This is a genomic window from Pantoea eucrina, assembly GCF_020079945.1.
Taxonomy (GTDB): domain Bacteria; phylum Pseudomonadota; class Gammaproteobacteria; order Enterobacterales; family Enterobacteriaceae; genus Pantoea; species Pantoea eucrina.
Window position 1 is genome coordinate 2,952,913 of sequence record NZ_CP083448.1, and the last position, 20,649, is coordinate 2,973,561.

Sequence of the window (20,649 nt, forward strand, 5' to 3'; positions counted from 1 at the left end):
TGCTGGCCGCACTCTCTCCGGAGGCGTCCTGCAGGACGCCTCCGCCTTAGCGTCCCAGCCGCTCCAGCAGTTTTTGATGGATCCCGCCAAAACCGCCGTTGCTCATCACCAGAATTGAGTCGCCTGGCTGCGCCTCTTTCGCAATCATTTCCGTCAGCGTATCGACGTCCGCACTCCACTGCGCAGGCGGAATACAGGCGTCTGCCACGTCGGAGACCTGCCACGGAATATGGTGCGGCTGGAGCAGGAAAACCTTGTCTGCCCGACCCAGCGACGGCGCCAGATCGTTTTTACTGACCCCCATTTTCATGGTGTTGGAGCGGGGCTCCAGTACCGCGAGGATGCGCGCCCTGCCACCTACTTTGCTGCGCAGCGCCGCCAGCGTGGCGTGTATCGCCGTCGGGTGGTGGGCAAAATCGTCATAGACCTTGATACCGTTGACCTCACCGCGCAGCTCCAGCCGGCGGCGCGCGTTGATAAAGCTGCTGAGCGCCTCGCCCGCATCTGCCGGTTTCACACCCACGTGGCGCGCGGCGGCAATCGCCATCAGGCCGTTATGCATATTGTGTTCGCCGACCAGCCCCCAGTTCACCTCGGCCACTTTTTCCCCCTCCAGCCAGACTTCCCAGCGGGCGGCGTCTGGCGTCAGCTTTTTCGCCTGCCAGTGGCCATGTTCGCCTGTAGTCTCCTGCTCGCTCCAGCAGCCCATCGCCATCACCTGCTTCAGGTTATGATCGTGTTCCGGCAGCAGGATTTTGCCCTGACCGGGTATGATGCGGATCAGATGATGGAACTGCTTCTGGATAGCGCGCAGGTCGTCGAAGATATCTGCATGGTCAAACTCAAGGTTATTGAGGATCAGCGTACGCGGGCAGTAGTGTACAAACTTAGAACGCTTGTCGAAGAAGGCGCTGTCATACTCATCCGCTTCAATGACAAAGAATGGGCTTTTTCCTAATTTTGCCGATACATCGAAGTTACCCGGCACGCCACCAATAATAAAGCCTGGTTCAAGGCCGCACGCCTCAAGGATCCACGCTGCCATGCCGGCAGTGGTGGTTTTACCGTGCGTTCCGGCTACGGCCAGCACCCAGCGATCGCGCAGCACAAAATCGTGCAGCCACTGCGGCCCGGAGAGGTAGGGAATGTTGCGCTCCAGCACGGCTTCAACACAGGGATTACCGCGCGTCATGGCGTTACCGATAATCACCAGGTCTGGCGCCGGATCGAGCTGCGACGCCTCGTAACCCTCAGTTAATTCAATGCCTTGCTGCTCAAGCAGCGTACTCATCGGCGGGTAAACATTTGCGTCCGAGCCGGTTACCTGATGTCCCAGCGAACGCGCCAGCATAGCCAGGCCGCCCATAAAAGTGCCACAAATGCCGAGGATGTGAATGCGCATAAATAGATCCATTAACTGAAAGTTCGGCGCACAGTGTAACCCCGAGTCTGAAGGGAAGAAACGGATTAGGACTATGGTTTTTAAAGTTCAATCGGCTAAACTGCGTACGCATACGTTGGCAGTTTGTTACAGCTGCTGCCACTCCATCGTAGATTCAGGGAATGTGTTATGAAAACGTTAGGCGAATTCATCGTCGAGAAGCAACACGACTTTCCTCACGCCACAGGTGAACTGACGGCGCTGATTTCCTCCATTAAGCTGGGCGCTAAAATCATTCACCGCGATATTAATAAAGCGGGTCTGGTGGATATTCTGGGTGCCAGCGGCGTGGAAAACGTGCAGGGCGAACAGCAGATGAAGCTGGACCTCTTCGCGAATGAAAAACTGAAAGCTGCCCTGAAAGCGCGTGGTGTGGTTGCCGGCATCGCCTCTGAAGAAGAGGATGAGTTTGTTATCTTTGAAGGCTCGGAAGATGGCAAATATGTGGTGCTGATGGATCCGCTGGATGGCTCATCCAACATTGACGTAAACGTTTCTGTCGGAACCATTTTCTCTATCTATCACCGCATCAGTGAACCCGGTACGCCGATCACGGAAGCGGACTTTATGCAGCCGGGGAATCAGCAGGTGGCCGCAGGTTATGTGGTGTATGGCTCCTCAACCATGATGGTCTATACCACCGGCGTCGGCGTGCACGCCTTTACCTATGATCCGTCGCTCGGCGTTTTCTGCCTGAGCCACGAGCGCATGACCTATCCGGCAAAGGGCTACACCTATTCCATTAACGAAGGTAACTACATTCGCTTCCCGCAGGGCGTGAAGAAATACCTGAAGTTTTGCCAGGAAGAGGATATCGACACGCATCGTCCTTATACCTCGCGCTATATCGGTTCGCTGGTGGCAGACTTCCACCGTAACCTGCTGAAAGGCGGCATCTACCTCTACCCAAGCACCGCCAGCCATCCCAACGGCAAGCTGCGCCTGCTGTATGAGTGCAACCCGATGGCGTTTCTCGCCGAGCAGGCGGGCGGTAAAGCCAGCGACGGTAAAAACCGTATTCTTGACCTGCAGCCTGAAACGCTGCACCAGCGCTGCCCTTTCTTCTGTGGTAACGAAGCGATGGTCGATGATGTTGAGCGCTTTATCCGCGAATATCCGGATAACCACGGCGCCTGAGCCGTGCCGGACAGTAAAAAAACCCGCCGCTGAGCGGGTTTTTTATGGTTTGCGCTTACGCCGCGGCGATGCGGAACTGCGCCATTGAGGCCTGCAGCTGCTGCGACTGCGCTTCCAGCAGCCGGGTGGCGGCTCCCGCCTGCTCCACCAGCGCCGCGTTCTGCTGCGCCGCTTCATCCATCTGCGTCACCGCCATATTGACCTGCTCAATACCGCGACTCTGCTCGTCAGATGCACCGGAGATCTCTTTCATCAGCGTCGTTACGCGCATCACTTCACCGGCGATCTCATCCATGGTCGCCCCCGCGCGCGTCGCCATCTCACTGCCCTCTTTCACCCGCGTCTGCGACTCGCTGATTAATGTCCGGATCTCTTTCGCCGCGCTGGCGCTGCGTCCTGCCAGCGTACGTACTTCATTCGCCACCACGGCAAAGCCCCGGCCCTGCTCGCCAGCGCGCGCCGCTTCTACCGAGGCGTTAAGCGCCAGAATATTAGTCTGAAAGGCAATACCGTCAATCACGCTGAGAATATCTGCGATGCGGTTGGAACTCTGCGTGATCTCCTGCATCTTCTCCATAACGTAGCACACCACTTCGGCACCGCGGCCGGCGGTGTCAGAGACGCTGCTGGCGAGCTGATTTGCCTGCTGCGCATTAACGGCGTTGAGCCGCACGGTGGCGGTGAGCTGTTCCATGCTGGCAGCAGTCTGCTCCAGTGATGCGGCAGACTCCTCGGTACGCTGTGAGAGATGCACCGTACCGGCCGCCAGCTCGCGGCTGCCGGTATCGATCTGCAGGCTGGCTTCGCGCACCTGACTGACCGAGTGGCGCAGCGCGCGCTGCATAACGGCCAGCGCCTGATTCAGACGGCCAATCTCATTGTGACCGGCAGCCGGCAGCGGCTGCGACAGATCGCCCGCAGCCACCTGCTCCAGATGCCGGACGGCGCTCTCCAGCGGACGCAGCAGCGCCTGACGCAGCAGCAGCCAGGCCAGGCCGGTCAGCAGCAGGGTGAGCGCCACCGCAATGCCGATCAGGATTTTCATCTGCCACTCATTGTGCGCCGCCTGCGCCAGCCGTGCGGCAGAGACCTCATCGGCGTAGAGGCTGAATGCGTTAACCGCACCGGCATAGCGGGCCGCAAGCTGCGATACATTGCCCTCCAGTACCTGGTAATATTCATCGGTATACTGCTTTTCCAGCGCGGCCATCATCGGCGCAACTGCACCCTGCTGATACGCTTTATAGGCGGCGGCGATCGCCTCCGCCAGCGTTTTGCCGTGAGCCGTTACGGTGCCGGCGTCGATAAACGCCTGCAGATGCCGCTGCGAGCTGGCGACGTCCGCGGCGGCCTGCTTCGTGACGGCGGTCCCCTCATCCAGCAGACCAATCTCAATTTTGCGCACCGCCAGCGCGGCGCTGGCGCGTGCGCGCATCAGGTCGGCGTTGCTCTGATAAAGGCTGTTCAGTTCAATTCCCTGAATACGATTGATGGCGTTAAGCGACTGATTACCGGCATTGATGGCGTAAATGCCCATGCCGCTGACGGCCAGCAGCAGCAGCGTCATGCAGATAAGCAGCGAAAGTAAGGCAGTGCGAAGCGAGAGCTGAGCAATCATGATAATTCCCGTATGCGGTAAAAAAGGGAGAATCCAGTGACCCTAAACGAAGAAATTATCGGCTGTGACGTGCGGAAACTTTACCGGTGCCTGACGATCGGGCGAATGATGATCGCTCATGCTGTGAATTTTCTTTACTGCAGCAGAGATAATTATGCATAAGCCGGTTGCGCCATTTTTTCTGATGGTTGATAAAGGACAGCAGACAAACCGTTGCACGGCTCATTGTCAGCCTGCTGATTATTTATGGAGAAATCATGGCCCCCTACGCCTCAACGCTGATCCTTATCTGTCTCGCCATACTGAGTTATTTTGTTCATAACAGCGCTGTGACGATTTCGATTCTGATCCTGCTGGCCATCAAGCTCACGCCGCTGGCGCAGTTTTTCCCTTACGTGGAGAAACAGGGTATTCAGATGGGAATTATTATTCTGACCGTCGCCGTCATGGCACCGCTGGCGAGCGGCACCCTGCCGGTGAGCGCCCTGCTGAAATCATTTGCCAGCTGGCAGTCCATCGTGGCAATTCTGGTTGGCGTATTTGTTGCGTGGCTCGGCGGGCGCGGCGTCAGCTTTATGAGCATTCAGCCATCGGTGGTTGCCGGGCTGCTGATTGGTACCGTGATTGGCGTGGCGTTCTTTCGCGGCGTGCCGGTAGGGCCGCTGATTGCGGCGGGCATTGTCTCGCTATTTGTGACGGCGAAGTAGCGGGCTTGGAGCATTCCGAAACGCCAAAAAGGGGGCATACTTTCAGAGTCAGTTGGCTATAATAGCCGTCACTCAACATACGACTAATGAAGGAAAGCCAGATGAGTCTGAACCAGGTGCCTGCAGGTAAAGATCTGCCAGAAGATATCTATGTAATTATTGAGATCCCGGCGAATGCCGATCCGATCAAATATGAAGTGGATAAAGAGTCTGGCGCCCTGTTTGTAGACCGCTTTATGTCTACCGCCATGTTCTATCCGTGCAACTACGGCTACATCAACAACACGCTGTCACTGGATGGTGACCCGGTTGACGTGCTGGTGCCAACCCCTTATCCGCTGGTGCCGGGTTCAGTGATCCGCTGCCGTCCGGTTGGCGTTCTGAAGATGACCGATGAGTCTGGCGAAGATGCCAAACTGGTGGCGGTGCCGCATACCAAACTGAGCAAAGAGTACGATCACATCAAAGATGTGAACGACCTGCCAGAGCTGCTGAAAGCGCAGATCACCCACTTCTTTGAGCACTACAAAGATCTGGAAAAAGGCAAGTGGGTGAAGGTTGACGGCTGGGATAACGCAGAAGCGGCCAAAGCTGAAATCATCACCTCTTTCGAGCGCGCGCAGCAGAAATAATCTTTGCCGGGCAGACCGGCTGAGATGCGCGTTACCGATAAAAAAACACCGCCTTTACGGCGGTGTTTTTATTTATGCATCTGCAGCGTCATCGCGTTGCAGCCAGTCGCCGCTGGCAATGTGCGGTCGCCCCGCGACTGAGCGCTGGTAGACGTACAGCCAGGCGCTGCCGTAAGGCGTCTGAATAAGCTGACGCTTATACTCGCCGTTCTTGCAGCGCAGGGCATCCAGCTCACCGAGCGTGCTGGCATCAATGCGGTATACCTCACCCAGGACGGTTCCTTCGCCCTCCACCACACCCGGGTAAAGCCCCAGATTATAGAGGTCAAACCCCTTAATCTGGTGCTCGCCGAGCCACTGCGCATTGGTCATCCAGTGACTATTTCCCTGCTTGCGCCGTAAACTGCCGTAGACAATTATTCGCATTGCTAGAACTCAAACTGATAGAGCAAATCCAGCGCCTGATCGAGACCAGACACAGCTTCCAAATAGAGTTTTGGCATCAGGCGATAACGCAGAGTCAGCGTCGCCAGTGAGTCAAAGATACCTACGCCATATTTCACCTGCAGCCCCGGCAGCACATAGCCGCTGACCTGAACCTGCTGGCTGTCACCTACGCCTGTGGTATCAAGCGCAAGATTACTGACGCCAAACGTCTCACCGATTTTACCCACAACCTGCCCACTTTGTGCAACCCCCAGCCCCACCAGCGCGGAGGTTAATGCATTACTGTCACCGTCGCTGTTCAGTCCCTGACCGCGTAACAGGTAAGAGAGCGCTTCCTGCTGCGACATGGCCGGATCGGAGAATACTTCCACTTTCGGCTCATCCGCCAGACCGGTCACGCGCAGACCCGCCGTGACATCATCTTCAGTGGCATCCGGGTTGCGGATCGCTTCCAGATTAACATACGGCTGATCCGGCGGGCCGGCAAACTGCAGCTCACCTTTGCGGACGATCAGATCCTGCCCATAGGCGTGGAAACGGCCTGACGGAATATTGATCTGCCCGTTAAGGCCGAGTCCGGTTTTATCCTGTACCAGCTTCAGGTCGCCGCTGAGGCGCGCTTTCAGGCCAAACGCGGAGAGGCGCACATCATTGCCGACGTGGATCACCAGATTACTGTTAATCGGGATGGCAGCCGTTTTTGGCGCTATAGGTTTGAGGTTCTCATCCAGCATCGCTTCATCCGATGAGACGCCGGTAGCGCTCGCCGGCACCTCCTGTACGGTGATACGCGCCCACGGCACATCCACTTTACCGTCCAGGCTGAACGCGGCAGGCGTCGCCTCAAAAACCAGATCCGGCGAGACATCCATGCGCACCATCGGCGGCACGGTAACGCGAATGCGGCTGCCCTGCGCCGTGACACGCGCACGCCAGTTATCGAGCTGGCTCCAGTCAGCATTTCCGCCCAGATTCAGGCTGCCCTGCTGCGTCTGAATCAGACCATTCAGCGTAGAGCTCATGCCGTTGAATACCATGTTCAGGTTAGCCGACGTCAGCGTCACCGGCATAAAGCTTGCCTGGGCGTTGACATCGCTCAGGCCGAGCTGGCCAAACACCTGCGGACGCTGCAGCGTCCCGCCCAGCCGCAGATTGCTGTTGAGCCTGCCCTGCACTTTCTCGCCCTGCGACAGCGCCGGATTCAGCATTGCCAGGGAGATGTTGCTGATGCCGATGTTGCCGGAGAGCTGTCGCCGGTTCTGCGGATCGTTGATCTGCACGTTGCCGTTAAGCTGGCCATTGTTAGCAATACGGATCAACCAGTCGAGCTGCGCGCGTCCGTCACGCAGTGCCGCGTTGAGGTTCAGCGTATCGAACGCTATCGGCAGCACATTGCCCTGCACATCCTGCACGACTTTTACGCCACTGCCTTTCAGCGCCACGGTGCCGGTTGGCAGCGCGCCGTCCGCGCTCCAGTTAACGCGCACATCCCCGCTGAACAGACCGCTAAGCCGGGTGGCATCGGTCAGAAACGGCTTCACCATCGCCAGATCAAAGCGATTCAGCACAACGTGCGCCCGGCCGCTCGCGCCCGCCTCAATCGGTTCCGGTACGCAGAGCTGTGCATTGGGGTTCTGCCAGCAGTGCGGGCCAATGGTTGCGCTCTGCTTGCTGTTGAGATAGTCAATCGCCATGGCGCGCGTCAGGCGCCACTCACCGACCGGCGTATCAAAGCGGGTATTATTCAGCGCCCCCTGCCAGCGGCCAGCCTGGCGATCAAAGCTGCCGTTCAGCGCCAGCTGACCTGAAACCGGCTCACCCTGAACATTGAGTTTCAGCTGATGCTGCTTCTCGCTACCGTCGGCGTTCAGCGTCAGCAGGTTGATTTTCAGCGCCTCCTGCTGCAGCTGTTCCACGCGCAGCTGCAGCTTGCCGGCCACCTGCTCACCCGACTTAATGTCGCTCTGCAGCGTGGCGCGACGGATCAGCAGCTGCTGCCAGCGCAGGCCGGTAGCGGTAAGATCGGCCAGCAGCTGCGGCGCCTGCAGCGTGCCGCGCGCGTTGATAGCACCTTTAACGACGCCGCCAAGGCCCGGCAGCGCATTGTCGAGACGCGGTGCATCCACAATCGCATCCAGATTCAGCGTATCGCCCAGTTCGCCTTTTACATCCAGATAGTTACGTCCCAGCGCCACATTCAGGCCCGGGATTTTCCACTGGTTGTAGCTGTTACCGCTCAGGGAGCCTTGCGCGCGTACGGCATTCTGCTTCACGTTACCGTTAAGCTCCAGCTGCGGTACGCGCAGCTGCCAGCTGCCGCCGTAAAGGCTGCCGCGCGTGGTGATTTTGCCATCCAGCTTCGCAGGCCAGTCAGGATACTGCTTCGCCGTATTGATACCGGCCAGTGTCAGCTCGCTGCGCCAGCTAATCGCTTTGCGCCAGTCCACCAGCGCCGAGAGATCGATGTTGCCCTGCAGCGCGGCGACGCGCAGTTTATCCAGCGTAAACTGCTGCTCGTTGCCGTTGCCATCGAGCGTAATCGTTGCCGGTGGGATCGCCTCGCCTTTTACCGCCGTACGCAGCGACATCACATAGTCGGTGGCTTTGCCTTTGAACTGATAGTCGAAATTATCTGCCTGGTACTGCACCGGTCCGGTCAGCGGCCAGCGCAGCTGCGGGCTGGTCAGCGTCAGCGACAGCGGCAGTTCAGCGACGGCAGGCTGTGCCGTCGCCGCAAGCTGCGCGCGCACCGGTCCGGAGAGGTTCAGCCCCAGCTGCAGCTCGTCGCGCATTTCACCGCCCAGCGTCAGCTTCACTTTTTCGCCTTTTACCGGATCGATATTCAGCGCGCCGTTCAGCGTGAAGTTAACCGGCCAGTTGCCCGCCAGCTGCGCGTCACCGCGGGCGCTCACCTGGCCCTGGGGTGAATCGATATCAAACGTCTCCAGCTGCAGATGCGTATCTGCCGTTTTGGCTTTTACCAGCAGGCGCGAGAGAGTGAGATCCGTATCCCCGGTAATGCGCAGCTGCTCGCCGAGCAGCGACTGGACGGTAATATCCAGCGGCAGACGGAAGTCAGGCAGCTCCGGCAGCAGCGGTTTGGCAAACAGCGCCTGCAGCGTTTCGCCCAGCGGTTTTTCGTCCGGCTGCGGCTGCTGAACTTTCGGCTGAACAATCTCTTCATTCGCCACCTGAGCCGCTTTTGGCAGCGCAATCAGCAGGCTCTGGATACGGGTAGGATAGAGCGTTAGCGCCCGATCCTGCCACTGCAGACCGGTGCTGAAATCGAGCAGTGAAATCGCCGTATCATCAACTTTAACGTTGATATTGTGCAGCGCGACATTCCGCAGCGCGATCGGGTAAGGCGTGCTGAGATTAGTACTGCCCGACTCCTCCGGTGGCGGCGGCTCGCTGGCCGGCGTCATTTTTTTGCTGTCGACCACCACACTGACATCCTGCAGCGCGAGTGCGTTGACGCAGACCGAGGAGTGCAGCAGGCAGTTGAGATCCAGCGCGAGATGAAAGCGCCCGGCATCCACGCTGACGCCCGGCATCTCATATTTCACATTATTCAGCGTCAGATTGCGCCAGCCGCCGTCAACCTTGCCGATTGAGAGACCGGGCACCCAGCGGTCAGCCCCTTTCAGCAGCAGATGCAGACCCGGCGTCGTGCCAACCAGCAGCGCCACGCTGCCCAGCAGAACGACCAGAAAAATAATCAGGCCAATCAGGACCTTTTTCCACAGCTTCATAGTTCCGGCCCCAGTCCGACATAAAATTGCAATCCATGCTCCTTGTCATCGCCAACGGGCCGGGCGATATCAAACTTAATGGGCCCGACCGGCGAAGACCAGCGCACGCCTACGCCTGCACCCGTCTTGAAGTTGCTCTGCTTAATATCATTAACCGCTTCCCCGGAGTCGATAAATACTGCGCCCCACCACTTGCCGGAGACGTTGTACTGATACTCCAGCGATCCGGTTGCCAGTTTCGAGGCACCGGTCAGCTTGCCCTCTTCGTCGCGCGGCGAGATATTTTTATATTTATAGCCGCGGATGCTGCGATCCCCGCCGGCAAAGAAACGCAGGTCGGGCGGCACTTTTTCAAAATTATTGGTTTCAATCCAGCCCAGGTTACCGCGTGCCACAAAGCGATGTTTATCCGCCAGCGTACGGATCCAGACGTTCTGCGCCTGCAGGATCAGGAAGTCGACATCGGAACCCCAGGTGGTATCAGAAACGTCGACCGAATAGCGCTGCGAATCGCCCCACGTGGGCATCAGCCCGCCGCGCGACCGCGTGCGGTTCAGGCTCAGGCCCGGATAGAGCAGCATGGTGGTATTGGTCACGTTACCCTGGGTAAAGTGATCGAGACTCCAGCGCAGGTTAACCGCTTTCTGCCAGCCGGAGCTGCTGTCCCAGTTACGCGACATCGCCAGCGTTGTGGTATCCGATTTCGTATCGTTGAGATCGGTACGTTTCAGGCCGCCGGAAAAGGTGTAGTACTGCTCCAGCGGGCTTTTCAGCAGCGGCACTTTGTAGCTGAGATCGAGCTGCTGCTCCGGCGCGGAGACATAGGCGCTGGCCGCAAGACTGTGGCCACGATCGTTAACCCAGGGTTTTCGCCAGGTGCCTTTCAGGCGCGGGCCGACGTCAGTGGAGTAGCCTACGCCGGTTTCGATGGTATTTTCCACGCGCGGCGAAAGTGCAGCGCTGAGCGGCAGCACTTTGGTTTTACGCCCTTTATCAAACTCCGGGGCCACCACGACAGAGTTAAACCAGCCGGTGGCGGAAAGGCGGCGATTCAGCTCAGCCAGCTCGCGTGAACTGTAGGGATCGCCTTTCTTAAACGGCACCAGATTATGGAGGTAAGCTTCATCTATCTGCGAGCCTTCAAAGCTGACGTCGCCAAAGCGGTAGCGCGGGCCGCTGTCGTAATCGATATCCCAGAAAGCCAGCCGCCGCTCTGCGGAGACGCCGAGCTGGCTCTTTTTGAAATCACCATCAAAATAGCCGTTACGCAGCGCCAGGTTAGAGAAACCGCTTTTGAATTTATCGTAGGTGCCGTGGTTCAGCTGCGAGCCCACTTTTGGTCTGCCCTGCTTTACCCACGCCCGGTAGTCCGGATCCTCTTTCGCTTCACCCTCGATCACAATGGTGCTGCCGCCGATTTTTACCGGTTCGCCGGCTGTCACATGGGCAATCAGAACCGGACGACCACCCTGTGGCGGGGGTGGACGCGATTCAAAGTCAATCTGCGGTTCATAGTAGCCGAGCGCGCGCAGTCCCTCTTTAATGGCATTTGAGACGCGCGCCTGAAAGCGCCCGTCACTGGAGACTTCATCGCTGCCAATAGTGGACAGGCGCGCCCTGACATTTTTTTCTAAATCCCCGGTAAGACCTTCTACCTGCAGTCGCACTTTCGCTGCCTCAACGGCAGGCGCAGCAAGCAGCAGGCTGGCCAAACAATAAGCATGAAATCGCGGCACGCGTACTCCTGTTATCAATGCCTGCCCCCCTTCCGCAGGGGCGTTAATCAGTCAGGCAGGGTTTCACTTCCCCCATTTACCCATCAGCATAGCCATCTTTTAGGGCAAGCGGCTACGTTAAACCCACGACTAAGCCAAATTGATCGCTATTGTCGGTAATTGATCGCGGTGATACAACCGGGATGCCGTGCTTCTGTGCGCCGCTGCGCTGCTGTCGGATAAATCTGATGTCACCGATCGTGCCTCTGGCGGCATGACAGGCGCTGCTGCTATAATCACCGACCAGCAGGCCCTGCCTGCATTCAATTCTGCCCCGACGTTACTTTCTATTGTCGAACTGGCGCAGACATTTTTGGCACGGATAGCCCTGTCAGACTGGTGTGTACCGGACGTACCCCTCTTCGCGCTGCCCAGGCCAAAAATGACAAGTGATTAACTCAACGGATCTTTTATGCTAGATAGCCTGCTTGTCATACTTTTACTGATTGTCATCAGTTCCTTTTTTTCTCTTTCGGAGATCTCGCTGGCGGCCGCCCGCAAGATCAAACTTAAACTGCTGGCTGATGAAGGCAATATCAACGCGCAGCGCGTGCTGAAGATGCAGGAACAGCCCGGCATGTTTTTTACCGTGGTGCAGATCGGCCTGAATGCGGTAGCGATTCTGGGCGGTATCGTTGGTGACGCAGCGTTCTCCCCCGCTTTCAGCAGCCTGTTCAACCGCTTTGTGGAGCCTGAGCTGGCGGAAAAGCTCAGCTTTATCTGCTCCTTTACCATCGTAACCAGCCTGTTCATTCTGTTTGCTGACCTGACGCCCAAGCGCGTCGGCATGATCGCCCCGGAAGCCGTCGCGCTGCGTATCATCAATCCGATGCGCTTTTGCCTGCTGGTCATGCGGCCCCTGGTCTGGCTGTTCAACGGCCTCGCCAACGTCTTTTTCCGTCTCTTTAAGCTGCCGATGGTACGCAAAGATGATATTACCTCTGACGATATCTATGCGGTGGTAGAAGCGGGTGCGCTGGCCGGCGTGCTGCGCAAGCAGGAGCATGAGCTGATTGAGAATGTGTTTGAGCTGGAGTCGCGCACCGTTCCCTCTTCCATGACCTCGCGCGAGAACATCGTCTGGTTCGATCTGCGTGAAGATGAGCTGAGCCTGAAAACCAAAATCGCCCAGCACCCGCACTCAAAGTTCCTGGTGTGCGACGGCGATATCGATCATATCGTCGGCTACGTTGACTCTAAAGAGCTGCTGCTGCGCGTACTGGGTAATCAGAGCATGGCGCTTAACAGCGGCGTCCAGATCCGCTCGGCGCTGATTGTGCCGGATACGCTGACGCTGTCGGAAGCGCTGGAGAGTTTTAAAACCGCCGGCGAAGACTTTGCCGTGATCATGAATGAGTATGCGCTGGTGGTAGGTATCATCACGCTGAATGACGTAATGACCACGCTGATGGGCGACCTGGTGGGTCAGGGGCTGGAAGAACAGATTGTCGCGCGCGACGAAAACTCCTGGCTGGTCGAAGGGGGCACCCCGATTGATGATGTTATGCGCGTGCTGGATATTGATGAATTTCCACAGTCCGGCAACTATGAGACCATCGGCGGCTTTATGATGTATATGCTGCGCAAAATCCCGAAGCGCACCGACTTCGTGAAGTTCTCCGGCTATAAGTTTGAGGTGGTGGATATCGATAGTTACCGTATCGATCAGCTGCTGGTGACGCGTATTGATGAACGCCCGCCGGCGCTCAGCGTGAAAACCAGTGATGATGAAAATCCATCGCTCTCCTGATCGATAAGCGCATGGCCGTGAAACTACAGCGCTAAAACAGAAACAGCAGAAACATCAAGGGCGCCAGCGGCGCCCTTTTTACTGCCTGATTTTAACGCTTAGTTATACTCAGCCTGCAGTCGCAGCACCTGACGATTGATTTCTGACATCACGCTGAGGTGCTGTTTATCTTTAACGCGTGGCAAAATCACTTTGCCTTTATCAAACTCAAACGCGCCAACATCCTTGATATACAACCTTCCTTTAAATAGCGTTTTCACATATTTCGCAATTTGCAGCGGATTATATCGCTGGAAGATCTTCATGCTGTTTAACTCCTGAACAGATGTAATACGCTTCGCCGTTGCCAAATGGGTACGAACTCATGAAGCGCAAATGAGGCCTAAATATAGAACAGGATTTTTGATCCGGGTTCCGGAAACATGAATTTTTTACTGAATTGACACATCATTACAGACAACTCTGTCATTCAGCTCACAAAATCCAGTATAAACCTTTGTTGGTTACAGATTTGTGGCGCAGGTTGCAAAGCTGCCAGGTTTTCGCGACAGGCGCATCATCCGCGCTTACCATGACAAAAATATGACCAACTGGTCTGATCACTAAGGAGCACTCTATGCGTCTGGCCCTTCCCCTGCTTGCGATCGCCCTGCTATTGCCTGGCCTGGCAGCAGCACACGCTTTTAAAACCGGCGAACGCGTGCCGCCGGTGGGTGTTGCCGATCGGGGCGAGCTGATGTATCAGCAGGATAAGTTCAGCTATCAGCCGTGGAACAGCGCTCAGCTTAGCGGCAAAGTACGGGTGATCCTGCATCTCGCCGGACGCATCTCAGCTAAAGAGCAAAACGCGGCGCTGATTGAGGCGATCAAAGCAGCCCAGCTACCGCACGATCGCTATCAGACCACCACGCTGGTCGATACCGATGACGCCATTCCGGGGACCGGCATGTTTGTGCGCAATAGCATTGAAAGTAACAAAGCGCAGTTCCCCTGGTCGCAGTTCATTATCGACAGCAACGGCAGCGCGCGAAAAGCCTGGCAGCTGGGAAAAGGGGAGTCGACCGTAGTGGTGCTGGATAAAACGGCACATATCCGTTTTGCGAAAGAGGGAGCGCTGACGCAGGATGAAGTTAAAGAGGTGATGACGCTGCTTCACTCTCTGCTGCAGCCGTAAATAATGGGAGGCGTACGCCTCCCGATGCATTAAAACAGAGAAACGCGGAAACCGGGATTCAGGAAGGATTCGCGCGGCGTATAGTCAAGCGTACGCCCCTGCCAGTCATGCACATGGGCCCCCGCCGCCAGCGCAACCGCATGGCCTGCACCGGTATCCCAGATATTGGTAGGCCCGAAGCGCGGATAGAGCTGCGCTTTACCTTCGGCCACCAGGCAGAACTTCAGCGATGAACCGATAGCCGTGGTCTGGTGTTCGCCCAGCTGCGTCAGGTACTCCTTCAGCTCCGGATCGTTGTCAGCGTGCGAGCGGCTGACGACGACCAGCGGTGGCCGCGCATCCAGCACGTGAATGCGGGTAGTCTGCCCCGCCTCCTCTTTCCACGCTTTACCCTCTGCCGCTGAATAGAGCACGCCCAGCGCCGGCGCATAAACGACGCCCATCACCGGCTTACCCTGATCGATCAGGGCAATGTTGACGGTAAATTCACCGTTACGCTTGATAAACTCTTTGGTGCCATCCAGCGGATCAACCAGCCAGTAACGCTGCCACTGCTGACGGATCGCCCACGCTGGCGGATCCTCTTCAGACAGCACCGGCAGATCGGGCGAGATCGTCTTCAGGCCCTGCATGATCACATCATGTGCGGCCAGATCCGCCGCGGTAACGGGTGAATCATCCGCTTTACTGGTCACGTTCATCGGCTGCGCGCCGTCGTAGACCTGCATAATTGCATCGCCTGCGTCACGCGCCAGCTGGCAAATTTTCTCTAACATGCTTCACCTCATTTTCGCAGAAATGCACGTTCCGACCCGGACTGTTGCTCTTCAAAGTCTGGCAGGTAAAGCCCCGCCTGTCTGTTGCCCGGCATCGTGTTCAATAATAGATCGTAATATCAATACCATAGATTGCAAAGGGTAACTATGGCGCATTGCTGAATCGCCTGCGGTCGCGGAAAAAAAGCAAAACCCCGATATCTATCACAAATTGAACTGATAATTTGTCATGGTTTTACATTATTTTGAGAGGCCTATTTGGTAAACAAGGAGAGAGCCGTGTTCAGAGTGAACATGTCGTTACTGGCGCTGTGTCTGGCAGCCGCTACCGCTCAGGCTGCGACTGTGGATCTGCGTATTCTGGAAACCACCGATCTGCACAGCAATATGATGGATTTTGATTATTACAAAGATAAATCTACGGAGAAGTTCGGTCTGGTGCGTACCGCCACGCTGATTCAGCAAGCGCGCGCCGGGCGCAAAAACAGCGTGCTGGTCGATAATGGCGATATCATTCAGGGCAGCCCGCTTGGCGATTATATGGCGGCAAAGGGGCTGCAGCCAGGCGAAGTGCATCCGGTTTATAAGGCGCTGAACACGCTGGATTACGCGGTCGGCAACCTGGGAAACCACGAGTTCAACTACGGCCTTCCTTATCTGCAGCGCGCGCTGGCAGGTGCACGCTTTCCCTATGTGAATGCCAATATCATTGATGAAGCCAGCGGTAAGCCGCTGTTTACGCCCTATCTGATTAAAGAGACCACGGTTACCGATCGCAGCGGCGCTCAGCACACATTGAAAATCGGCTATATCGGCTTTGTGCCCCCGCAGATTATGGTATGGGATCGCAATAATCTGCAGGGTAAAGTGCGGGTTGATGACATTACCGCAACCGCCAAACGCTATGTGCCGGAAATGCGCGCTAAAGGTGCTGACATTATTGTTGCCATTCCCCACTCCGGCCTGAGCAGCGAGCCCTATCATGCGATGGCGGAAAACTCGGTGTGGTATCTGAGCCAGGTGCCGGGTATCAACGCGATTATGTTTGGTCATGCACATGCCGTATTTCCCTCTAAAGAGTTTGCTGCCATTAAAGGTGCGGATATCACTCAGGGGACGCTGAATGGCATCCCCGCGGTGATGCCGGGGATGTGGGGCGATCATCTTGGCGTGGTCGATCTGGTGCTGAGCAACGATCGCGGGCCGTGGCAGGTGACGCAGGGAACCGCCGCTGCCCGGCCGATTTATGACGCAGCGGCGAAACGATCGCTGGCGGCAGAAGATCCCGCGCTGGTTGCGGTATTGGCTGAAGATCATCGCGCCACGCGCGAGTTTGTCGCCAAACCGATCGGCAAATCGGCCGATGTGATGTACAGCTATCTGGCGCTGGTGCAGGACGATCCCACCGTGCAGATTGTGAATAACGCGCAGCGCGCCTATACCGAACGCTTTATTCAGGGCGATCCCGATCTGGGAGGTCTGCCGGTGCTGTCGGCAGCCGCTCCGTTTAAGGTGGGCGGCCGCAAAAACGATCCCGCAAGCTATGTGGAGGTTGAGAAAGGAGAGCTGACGTTTCGTAACGCCGCCGATCTGTATCTCTATCCCAATACGCTGGTTGTAATGAAAGTGAGCGGCGCTCAGGTTAAGGAGTGGCTGGAGTGCTCAGCCGGGCAGTTTAATCAGATTGACCCACACAGCAGCAAGCCGCAGTCGCTGATTAACTGGGATTTTCGCACTTACAATTTTGACGTAATAGATGGCGTGAATTATCAGATTGATGTGACGCAGCCCGCCCGCTACGACAGCGAATGTGCCCTAATTAATCAAAATGCGTCACGCATCCGCCAGCTTACGTGGCAGGGTAAGCCGGTTGATCCTGCGGCAACCTTCCTTGTGGCGACCAATAATTATCGCGCCTGGGGCGGTAAGTTTGCCGGTACCGGCGAACCGTTTGTCGCCTTTGCCTCACCGGATGAGAATCGCGCCGTGGTGGCAGCCTATATCAGCAGCCAAAGTAAGCAACAGGGCGCCGTGCAGCCGCAGGCAGATCATAACTGGCGTTTAGCGCCCATAAAGAGCCAGACGCCGCTGGATATTCGCTTTGAAACGGCACCGGGTAGTAAAGCAACGCAGTTTATAAACCAGTATGCCGACTATCCGATGAAGCCAGTAAGCACAGACGAGACGGGTTTTGCTATCTGGCAGGTCAACCTGCAGCACCCCTGACCCCGCCCGCCTGTCACCAGGGCGCCATTAATGGCGCCCCTACACCGACCCGCCTGTAGGGGGCGCATTTATGCGCCCCAGGTTTCAATCCCCGTACGCAACCAGGGCGCCATTAATGGCGCCCCTACATTCGATCCCCACACGCAACAAGGGCGCCATTAATGGCGCCCCTACATCGGCCAACCCGTAGGGGCGCATTTATACGCCCCTGGCGGCGAAGCTATTACAGGATTTCCAGCAGCTCAACTTCAAAAACCAGGGTGCTGAATGGCGGAATTGAGGCGCCGGCACCACGCTCACCGTAGGCGAGGTTGTGCGGGATAGTCAGCTCCCATTTTGAGCCAACCGGCATCAGCGTTAATGCTTCAATCCAGCCAGCGATAACGCCGGTAACCGGAAACTCTGCTGGCTCACCGCGAGCAACGGAGCTGTCGAATACGCTGCCGTCGATAAGCTTACCGGTGTAGTGCACGCGTACGCGATCCTGACGTGACGGGATCGGGCCATCGCCCTGCTTGATCACGCTAAACTGCAGACCTGACTCCGTAGTGCTGACGCCTTCGCGCTGGGCATTCTGCTCCAGGAACTGCTGACCCTGCGCGGCCATCGCTTCGGTGCGCTCGCGGCGCACGCCTTCTGCACGCTCGTGTACTTCGCGCAGCGCACGGTGTACCACATCAACCGGAACCGCCGGTGAGTTCCCTTCCAGCGCGTCGCGCAGACCTGCCAGCAGTGCTTCAGGCTGCAGACCCTGCAGTCCAGACTCCTGCAGCTGCTGACCAACCTGTAAACCGATACCGTAACTTGCTTGTGATTCGACGCTGTCAAATGAAGGGGTCGTCATCTTGATTCCTTAATCCCGGATAAAAGTGAACCGGCAGCATAGCAGCGCACGCGGCTGGCGTAAAATCTCACGCGGTGCGTGATGACATTTGGCGACGAAACAGAAACAATACGCAGGTCAAATTTTTCAATGCTGGCGGGCACTTCCTGCTGTCATTGCCCATACTGTAAAACAAGAGAGATAACATGGGCCAGATTGCCCCGCGACGTCGCCGGACGCGCACCACGCGAACGCTATTACCCTGGCTGCAACGCTGGCTGCCAGCCAGAATGCATAAAACCGCTGGCGAGGAGGATTCACCTATGGCTACAGATACCCCGTCCCGCATGCCTGCTGCCCTGCAGCGCGTCTGGCACCTGCTGGATGATGTACGCTGGATGGATCCCCTGCCGCCGCTTCATCGCCGCGGCATCGTTATTGCCCTGATCATTGTGCTGCTGGCGTTTCTCTGGCCGACCAGCAATGGAAAATATCCGGTTGAACGTTCGGTTGAGAGTCAGCCGAAAGAGGTGCCCATGCAGGCGGAGCTTTCTGGTAATCAGGATAGCGCTTCTGTGCCGCAAAACGGCCGGCCGGCTATTGATGCGCAGGGCATCTGGCGCAGCTACAGCATCGCCTCAGGCCAGACACTGGCGCAGCTGTTCCGGGACAATAATCTGCCGGTTAATGACGTGTTTGCGATGGCGCGCGTCGAAGGGGAAGGCTCGCCGCTGAGCTCGCTGCAGAGCGGTCAGCAGGTGAAAATTCGGCAGAATGGCGACGGCGTGGTGACCGGCCTTACCGTTGACGGCAGTAACGGTCCGGTACTGTTTACCCGTCAGCCCGACGGCAGTTTTATCCGCGCCCAGTAAACGCCGGAAACAAAAACGCCGGCACAGGGCCGGCGTTTTCGCATTACTGCATAAAATTATGCAGAAACTACATTCACAACCAGTTTAGCGAAAACTTCGCTATGAACCTGGAAGTCAACTTCATGCTCACCGGTGGTGCGCAGAACGCCGTTCGGCAGGCGAACTTCGCTCTTAGACACCTCAACACCTGCTGCAGTAACTGCATCAGCGATGTCGCGGGTACCGATAGAACCGAACAGTTTACCTTCGTCGCCTGCTTTAGACGCGATGGTAACAGTGCCCAGGCTGCTGATTTTCTCAGCACGTGCGTTGGCAGCTGCCTGAACGTCAGCCAGTTTGGCTTCCAGTTCAGCACGACGAGTTTCAAAGAACTCAACGTTTTTCTTGGTAGCAGGAACAGCTTTGCCCTGTGGTACCAGGAAGTTACGAGCGTAGCCCGCTTTAACGTTAACCTGGTCACCCAGGCTGCCCAGGTTTGCTACTTTATCAAGCAGAATAACTTGCATTACCTTATCCTCTTAAAGTCGTTAGTGGACAGTTGCCGATTACTGATGACGATCAGTGTACGGCAGCAGAGACAGGTAACGCGCGCGCTTGATAGCACGAGCCAGCTGACGCTGGTATTTAGCACGAGTACCGGTGATACGGCTTGGAACAATCTTGCCGCTTTCAGTGATGTAGTTTTTCAGCGTTGCGATATCTTTATAATCGATCTCTTGAACGCCTTCCGCGGTGAAACGGCAGAACTTGCGACGACGGAAATAACGTGCCATTTGGCTAGTCTCCAGAATCTATCAATTCAATCTGCTCGGCATGTAACACAAGTTTGCTCTGGCCATTGCGTGCCTGATGGCAGCTAATAAAACCTGTGAGCGTGAGTTGCGTGCCGACCGTTATATGTTGAGTAATCGCCTGATGGGCGCTGCCGCTGATAATCACCGGCATCTGACACCAGGCTTGCCGGTGAAACCCGGCCTCCTCCTGCACAGAACGATGCTCAAGCATGAACTGGCAGTGTGGGATCCCTGACGGACTGACGTTTCGAACTGGCGTCTTGCACACAGTGCCAGACAGACGCAGCTGATTTGCCGTCATCGGGAATTACTCTTCAGAATCCCCAGCATCTGACTCTTCTGCCGATTCGTTAGCGAAATCTTCGCGGCGCTCACGACGCTCGTCTTTCGCTTTAACCATCGGAGAAGCTTCAGTTACCGCGTGCTTAACGCGCATAACCATGCTGCGGATAACGGCGTCGTTGAAGCGGAAGTTAGTTTCCAGCTCGTCGATCACTTCCTGCGGCGCTTCTACGTTCAGCAGAACATAGTGAGCTTTGTGCAGTTTGTTGATCGGGTAAGCCAGCTGACGGCGGCCCCAGTCTTCCAGACGGTGGATCGTGCCCTGTGCACCAGTGATAGCACCAGTGTAACGCTCGATCATGCCCGGAACCTGTTCGCTCTGGTCAGGATGGACCATAAATACGATTTCGTAATGACGCATCGATAGCTCCTTACGGATTATT

General features: G+C 56.7%; 19 protein-coding genes. 7 read left to right on the forward strand and 12 right to left on the reverse strand.

Annotated features, from left to right (window positions below; all coding sequences use genetic code 11):
• Positions 1-46 precede the first annotated feature (46 nt).
• Positions 47-1,402, reverse strand: coding sequence for a UDP-N-acetylmuramate:L-alanyl-gamma-D-glutamyl-meso-diaminopimelate ligase (gene mpl, locus LAC65_RS13985; protein WP_039380571.1), 1,356 nt, complete (start codon positions 1,400-1,402; stop codon positions 47-49).
• A gap of 168 nt (positions 1,403-1,570) precedes the next feature.
• On the opposite strand from mpl, the gene fbp reads away from it, so the two are divergent.
• The gene (gene fbp / locus LAC65_RS13990) at positions 1,571-2,578 is read left to right on the forward strand and encodes a class 1 fructose-bisphosphatase (protein WP_039380574.1); all 1,008 of its coding nucleotides are present in this window, start codon (positions 1,571-1,573) and stop codon (positions 2,576-2,578) included.
• Positions 2,579-2,633: 55 nt separating this feature from the next.
• Here the strand turns inward: fbp and LAC65_RS13995 are convergent, their stop codons facing one another.
• Complete coding sequence (locus LAC65_RS13995) at positions 2,634-4,193, reverse strand: methyl-accepting chemotaxis protein (RefSeq protein WP_039385652.1); 1,560 nt, start codon at positions 4,191-4,193, stop codon at positions 2,634-2,636.
• Positions 4,194-4,453: 260 nt separating this feature from the next.
• On the opposite strand from LAC65_RS13995, the gene LAC65_RS14000 reads away from it, so the two are divergent.
• Together LAC65_RS14000 and ppa are read left to right on the forward strand one after the other, a co-directional pair.
• A complete protein-coding gene (locus LAC65_RS14000) occupies positions 4,454-4,903 on the forward strand; it encodes a DUF441 domain-containing protein (RefSeq protein ID WP_039380575.1) in 450 nt (149 codons plus the stop codon).
• 101 nt (positions 4,904-5,004) lie between these two features.
• A complete protein-coding gene (gene ppa, locus LAC65_RS14005) occupies positions 5,005-5,535 on the forward strand; it encodes an inorganic diphosphatase (RefSeq protein WP_039380576.1) in 531 nt (176 codons plus the stop codon).
• Between the two features lie 72 nt (positions 5,536-5,607).
• On the opposite strand, the gene LAC65_RS14010 is transcribed toward ppa, so the two are convergent.
• The 3 genes from LAC65_RS14010 to tamA are packed head-to-tail and all read right to left on the reverse strand — an operon-like array spanning position 5,608 to position 11,470.
• Positions 5,608-5,961 (reverse strand): gamma-glutamylcyclotransferase family protein, encoded by a 354-nt coding sequence (locus tag LAC65_RS14010; RefSeq protein ID WP_039380578.1) that lies wholly within the window; start codon positions 5,959-5,961, stop codon positions 5,608-5,610.
• A gap of 2 nt (positions 5,962-5,963) precedes the next feature.
• On the reverse strand, positions 5,964-9,734 hold the full coding sequence (tamB, locus tag LAC65_RS14015; protein WP_039380580.1) for an autotransporter assembly complex protein TamB: 3,771 nt from the start codon (positions 9,732-9,734) through the stop codon (positions 5,964-5,966).
• The gene (gene tamA / locus LAC65_RS14020; RefSeq protein ID WP_039380582.1) at positions 9,731-11,470 is read right to left on the reverse strand and encodes an autotransporter assembly complex protein TamA; all 1,740 of its coding nucleotides are present in this window, start codon (positions 11,468-11,470) and stop codon (positions 9,731-9,733) included. Before tamA ends, tamB begins: the two co-directional genes overlap by 4 nt.
• 451 nt (positions 11,471-11,921) lie before the next feature.
• Here tamA and paeA point away from each other — a divergent pair, with 451 nt between their 5' ends.
• Positions 11,922-13,259 (forward strand): polyamine export protein PaeA, encoded by a 1,338-nt coding sequence (gene paeA / locus LAC65_RS14025; RefSeq protein ID WP_039380584.1) that lies wholly within the window; start codon positions 11,922-11,924, stop codon positions 13,257-13,259.
• 98 nt (positions 13,260-13,357) lie between these two features.
• Here the strand turns inward: paeA and LAC65_RS14030 are convergent, their stop codons facing one another.
• Positions 13,358-13,564, reverse strand: a complete 207-nt coding sequence (locus LAC65_RS14030) for a DUF1107 domain-containing protein (RefSeq protein ID WP_039380586.1) — start codon at positions 13,562-13,564, stop codon at positions 13,358-13,360.
• A gap of 311 nt (positions 13,565-13,875) precedes the next feature.
• On the opposite strand from LAC65_RS14030, the gene LAC65_RS14035 reads away from it, so the two are divergent.
• Positions 13,876-14,433, forward strand: a complete 558-nt coding sequence (locus LAC65_RS14035) for a YtfJ family protein (protein ID WP_039380588.1) — start codon at positions 13,876-13,878, stop codon at positions 14,431-14,433.
• A gap of 29 nt (positions 14,434-14,462) precedes the next feature.
• Here the strand turns inward: LAC65_RS14035 and cysQ are convergent, their stop codons facing one another.
• Entirely contained in the window at positions 14,463-15,209 is a 747-nt protein-coding gene (gene cysQ, locus LAC65_RS14040; RefSeq protein ID WP_039380590.1) for a 3'(2'),5'-bisphosphate nucleotidase CysQ, read from the reverse strand.
• Between the two features lie 294 nt (positions 15,210-15,503).
• On the opposite strand from cysQ, the gene LAC65_RS14045 reads away from it, so the two are divergent.
• Positions 15,504-17,435: a bifunctional 2',3'-cyclic-nucleotide 2'-phosphodiesterase/3'-nucleotidase gene (locus LAC65_RS14045; protein ID WP_233453767.1), complete on the forward strand. Its 1,932-nt coding sequence runs from the start codon at positions 15,504-15,506 to the stop codon at positions 17,433-17,435.
• A gap of 223 nt (positions 17,436-17,658) precedes the next feature.
• On the opposite strand, the gene fklB is transcribed toward LAC65_RS14045, so the two are convergent.
• Positions 17,659-18,279, reverse strand: a complete 621-nt coding sequence (gene fklB / locus LAC65_RS14050; RefSeq protein WP_039380595.1) for a BamJ family beta-barrel-assembly machinery protein — start codon at positions 18,277-18,279, stop codon at positions 17,659-17,661.
• Between the two features lie 185 nt (positions 18,280-18,464).
• Here fklB and LAC65_RS14055 point away from each other — a divergent pair, with 185 nt between their 5' ends.
• Positions 18,465-19,130 carry an OapA family protein gene (locus LAC65_RS14055; protein ID WP_158448515.1) on the forward strand — a complete coding sequence of 222 codons (666 nt, stop codon included), beginning with the start codon at positions 18,465-18,467 and terminating at the stop codon, positions 19,128-19,130.
• Between the two features lie 56 nt (positions 19,131-19,186).
• Here LAC65_RS14055 and rplI read toward each other — a convergent pair whose 3' ends face one another.
• Genes rplI through rpsF form a run of 4 tightly spaced genes read right to left on the reverse strand, consistent with a single transcriptional unit; the run spans position 19,187 to position 20,627 of the window.
• Positions 19,187-19,636: a 50S ribosomal protein L9 gene (gene rplI, locus LAC65_RS14060; RefSeq protein ID WP_039380599.1), complete on the reverse strand. Its 450-nt coding sequence runs from the start codon at positions 19,634-19,636 to the stop codon at positions 19,187-19,189.
• Between the two features lie 39 nt (positions 19,637-19,675).
• Positions 19,676-19,903: a 30S ribosomal protein S18 gene (gene rpsR, locus LAC65_RS14065; RefSeq protein WP_000135199.1), complete on the reverse strand. Its 228-nt coding sequence runs from the start codon at positions 19,901-19,903 to the stop codon at positions 19,676-19,678.
• A gap of 4 nt (positions 19,904-19,907) precedes the next feature.
• Positions 19,908-20,225 (reverse strand): primosomal replication protein N, encoded by a 318-nt coding sequence (gene priB / locus LAC65_RS14070; protein ID WP_039380601.1) that lies wholly within the window; start codon positions 20,223-20,225, stop codon positions 19,908-19,910.
• 6 nt (positions 20,226-20,231) lie between these two features.
• On the reverse strand, positions 20,232-20,627 hold the full coding sequence (gene rpsF, locus LAC65_RS14075; protein WP_039380603.1) for a 30S ribosomal protein S6: 396 nt from the start codon (positions 20,625-20,627) through the stop codon (positions 20,232-20,234).
• Between the last annotated feature and the right edge of the window lie 22 nt (positions 20,628-20,649).

Bases quoted from the DNA above. Each gene is read 5' to 3' on its own strand.
- mpl (WP_039380571.1), bottom strand. From the start codon at position 1,402: ATGCGCATTCACATCCTCGGCATTTGTGGCACTTTTATGGGCGGCCTG.
- fbp (WP_039380574.1), top strand. From the start codon at position 1,571: ATGAAAACGTTAGGCGAATTCATCGTCGAGAAGCAACACGACTTTCCT.
- LAC65_RS14000 (WP_039380575.1), top strand. From the start codon at position 4,454: ATGGCCCCCTACGCCTCAACGCTGATCCTTATCTGTCTCGCCATACTG.
- ppa (WP_039380576.1), top strand. From the start codon at position 5,005: ATGAGTCTGAACCAGGTGCCTGCAGGTAAAGATCTGCCAGAAGATATC.
- LAC65_RS14010 (WP_039380578.1), bottom strand. From the start codon at position 5,961: ATGCGAATAATTGTCTACGGCAGTTTACGGCGCAAGCAGGGAAATAGT.
- tamB (WP_039380580.1), bottom strand. From the start codon at position 9,734: ATGAAGCTGTGGAAAAAGGTCCTGATTGGCCTGATTATTTTTCTGGTC.
- paeA (WP_039380584.1), top strand. From the start codon at position 11,922: ATGCTAGATAGCCTGCTTGTCATACTTTTACTGATTGTCATCAGTTCC.
- LAC65_RS14030 (WP_039380586.1), bottom strand. From the start codon at position 13,564: ATGAAGATCTTCCAGCGATATAATCCGCTGCAAATTGCGAAATATGTG.
- LAC65_RS14035 (WP_039380588.1), top strand. From the start codon at position 13,876: ATGCGTCTGGCCCTTCCCCTGCTTGCGATCGCCCTGCTATTGCCTGGC.
- cysQ (WP_039380590.1), bottom strand. From the start codon at position 15,209: ATGTTAGAGAAAATTTGCCAGCTGGCGCGTGACGCAGGCGATGCAATT.
- LAC65_RS14045 (WP_233453767.1), top strand. From the start codon at position 15,504: ATGTCGTTACTGGCGCTGTGTCTGGCAGCCGCTACCGCTCAGGCTGCG.
- fklB (WP_039380595.1), bottom strand. From the start codon at position 18,279: ATGACGACCCCTTCATTTGACAGCGTCGAATCACAAGCAAGTTACGGT.
- LAC65_RS14055 (WP_158448515.1), top strand. From the start codon at position 18,465: ATGGGCCAGATTGCCCCGCGACGTCGCCGGACGCGCACCACGCGAACG.
- rplI (WP_039380599.1), bottom strand. From the start codon at position 19,636: ATGCAAGTTATTCTGCTTGATAAAGTAGCAAACCTGGGCAGCCTGGGT.
- rpsR (WP_000135199.1), bottom strand. From the start codon at position 19,903: ATGGCACGTTATTTCCGTCGTCGCAAGTTCTGCCGTTTCACCGCGGAA.
- priB (WP_039380601.1), bottom strand. From the start codon at position 20,225: ATGACGGCAAATCAGCTGCGTCTGTCTGGCACTGTGTGCAAGACGCCA.
- rpsF (WP_039380603.1), bottom strand. From the start codon at position 20,627: ATGCGTCATTACGAAATCGTATTTATGGTCCATCCTGACCAGAGCGAA.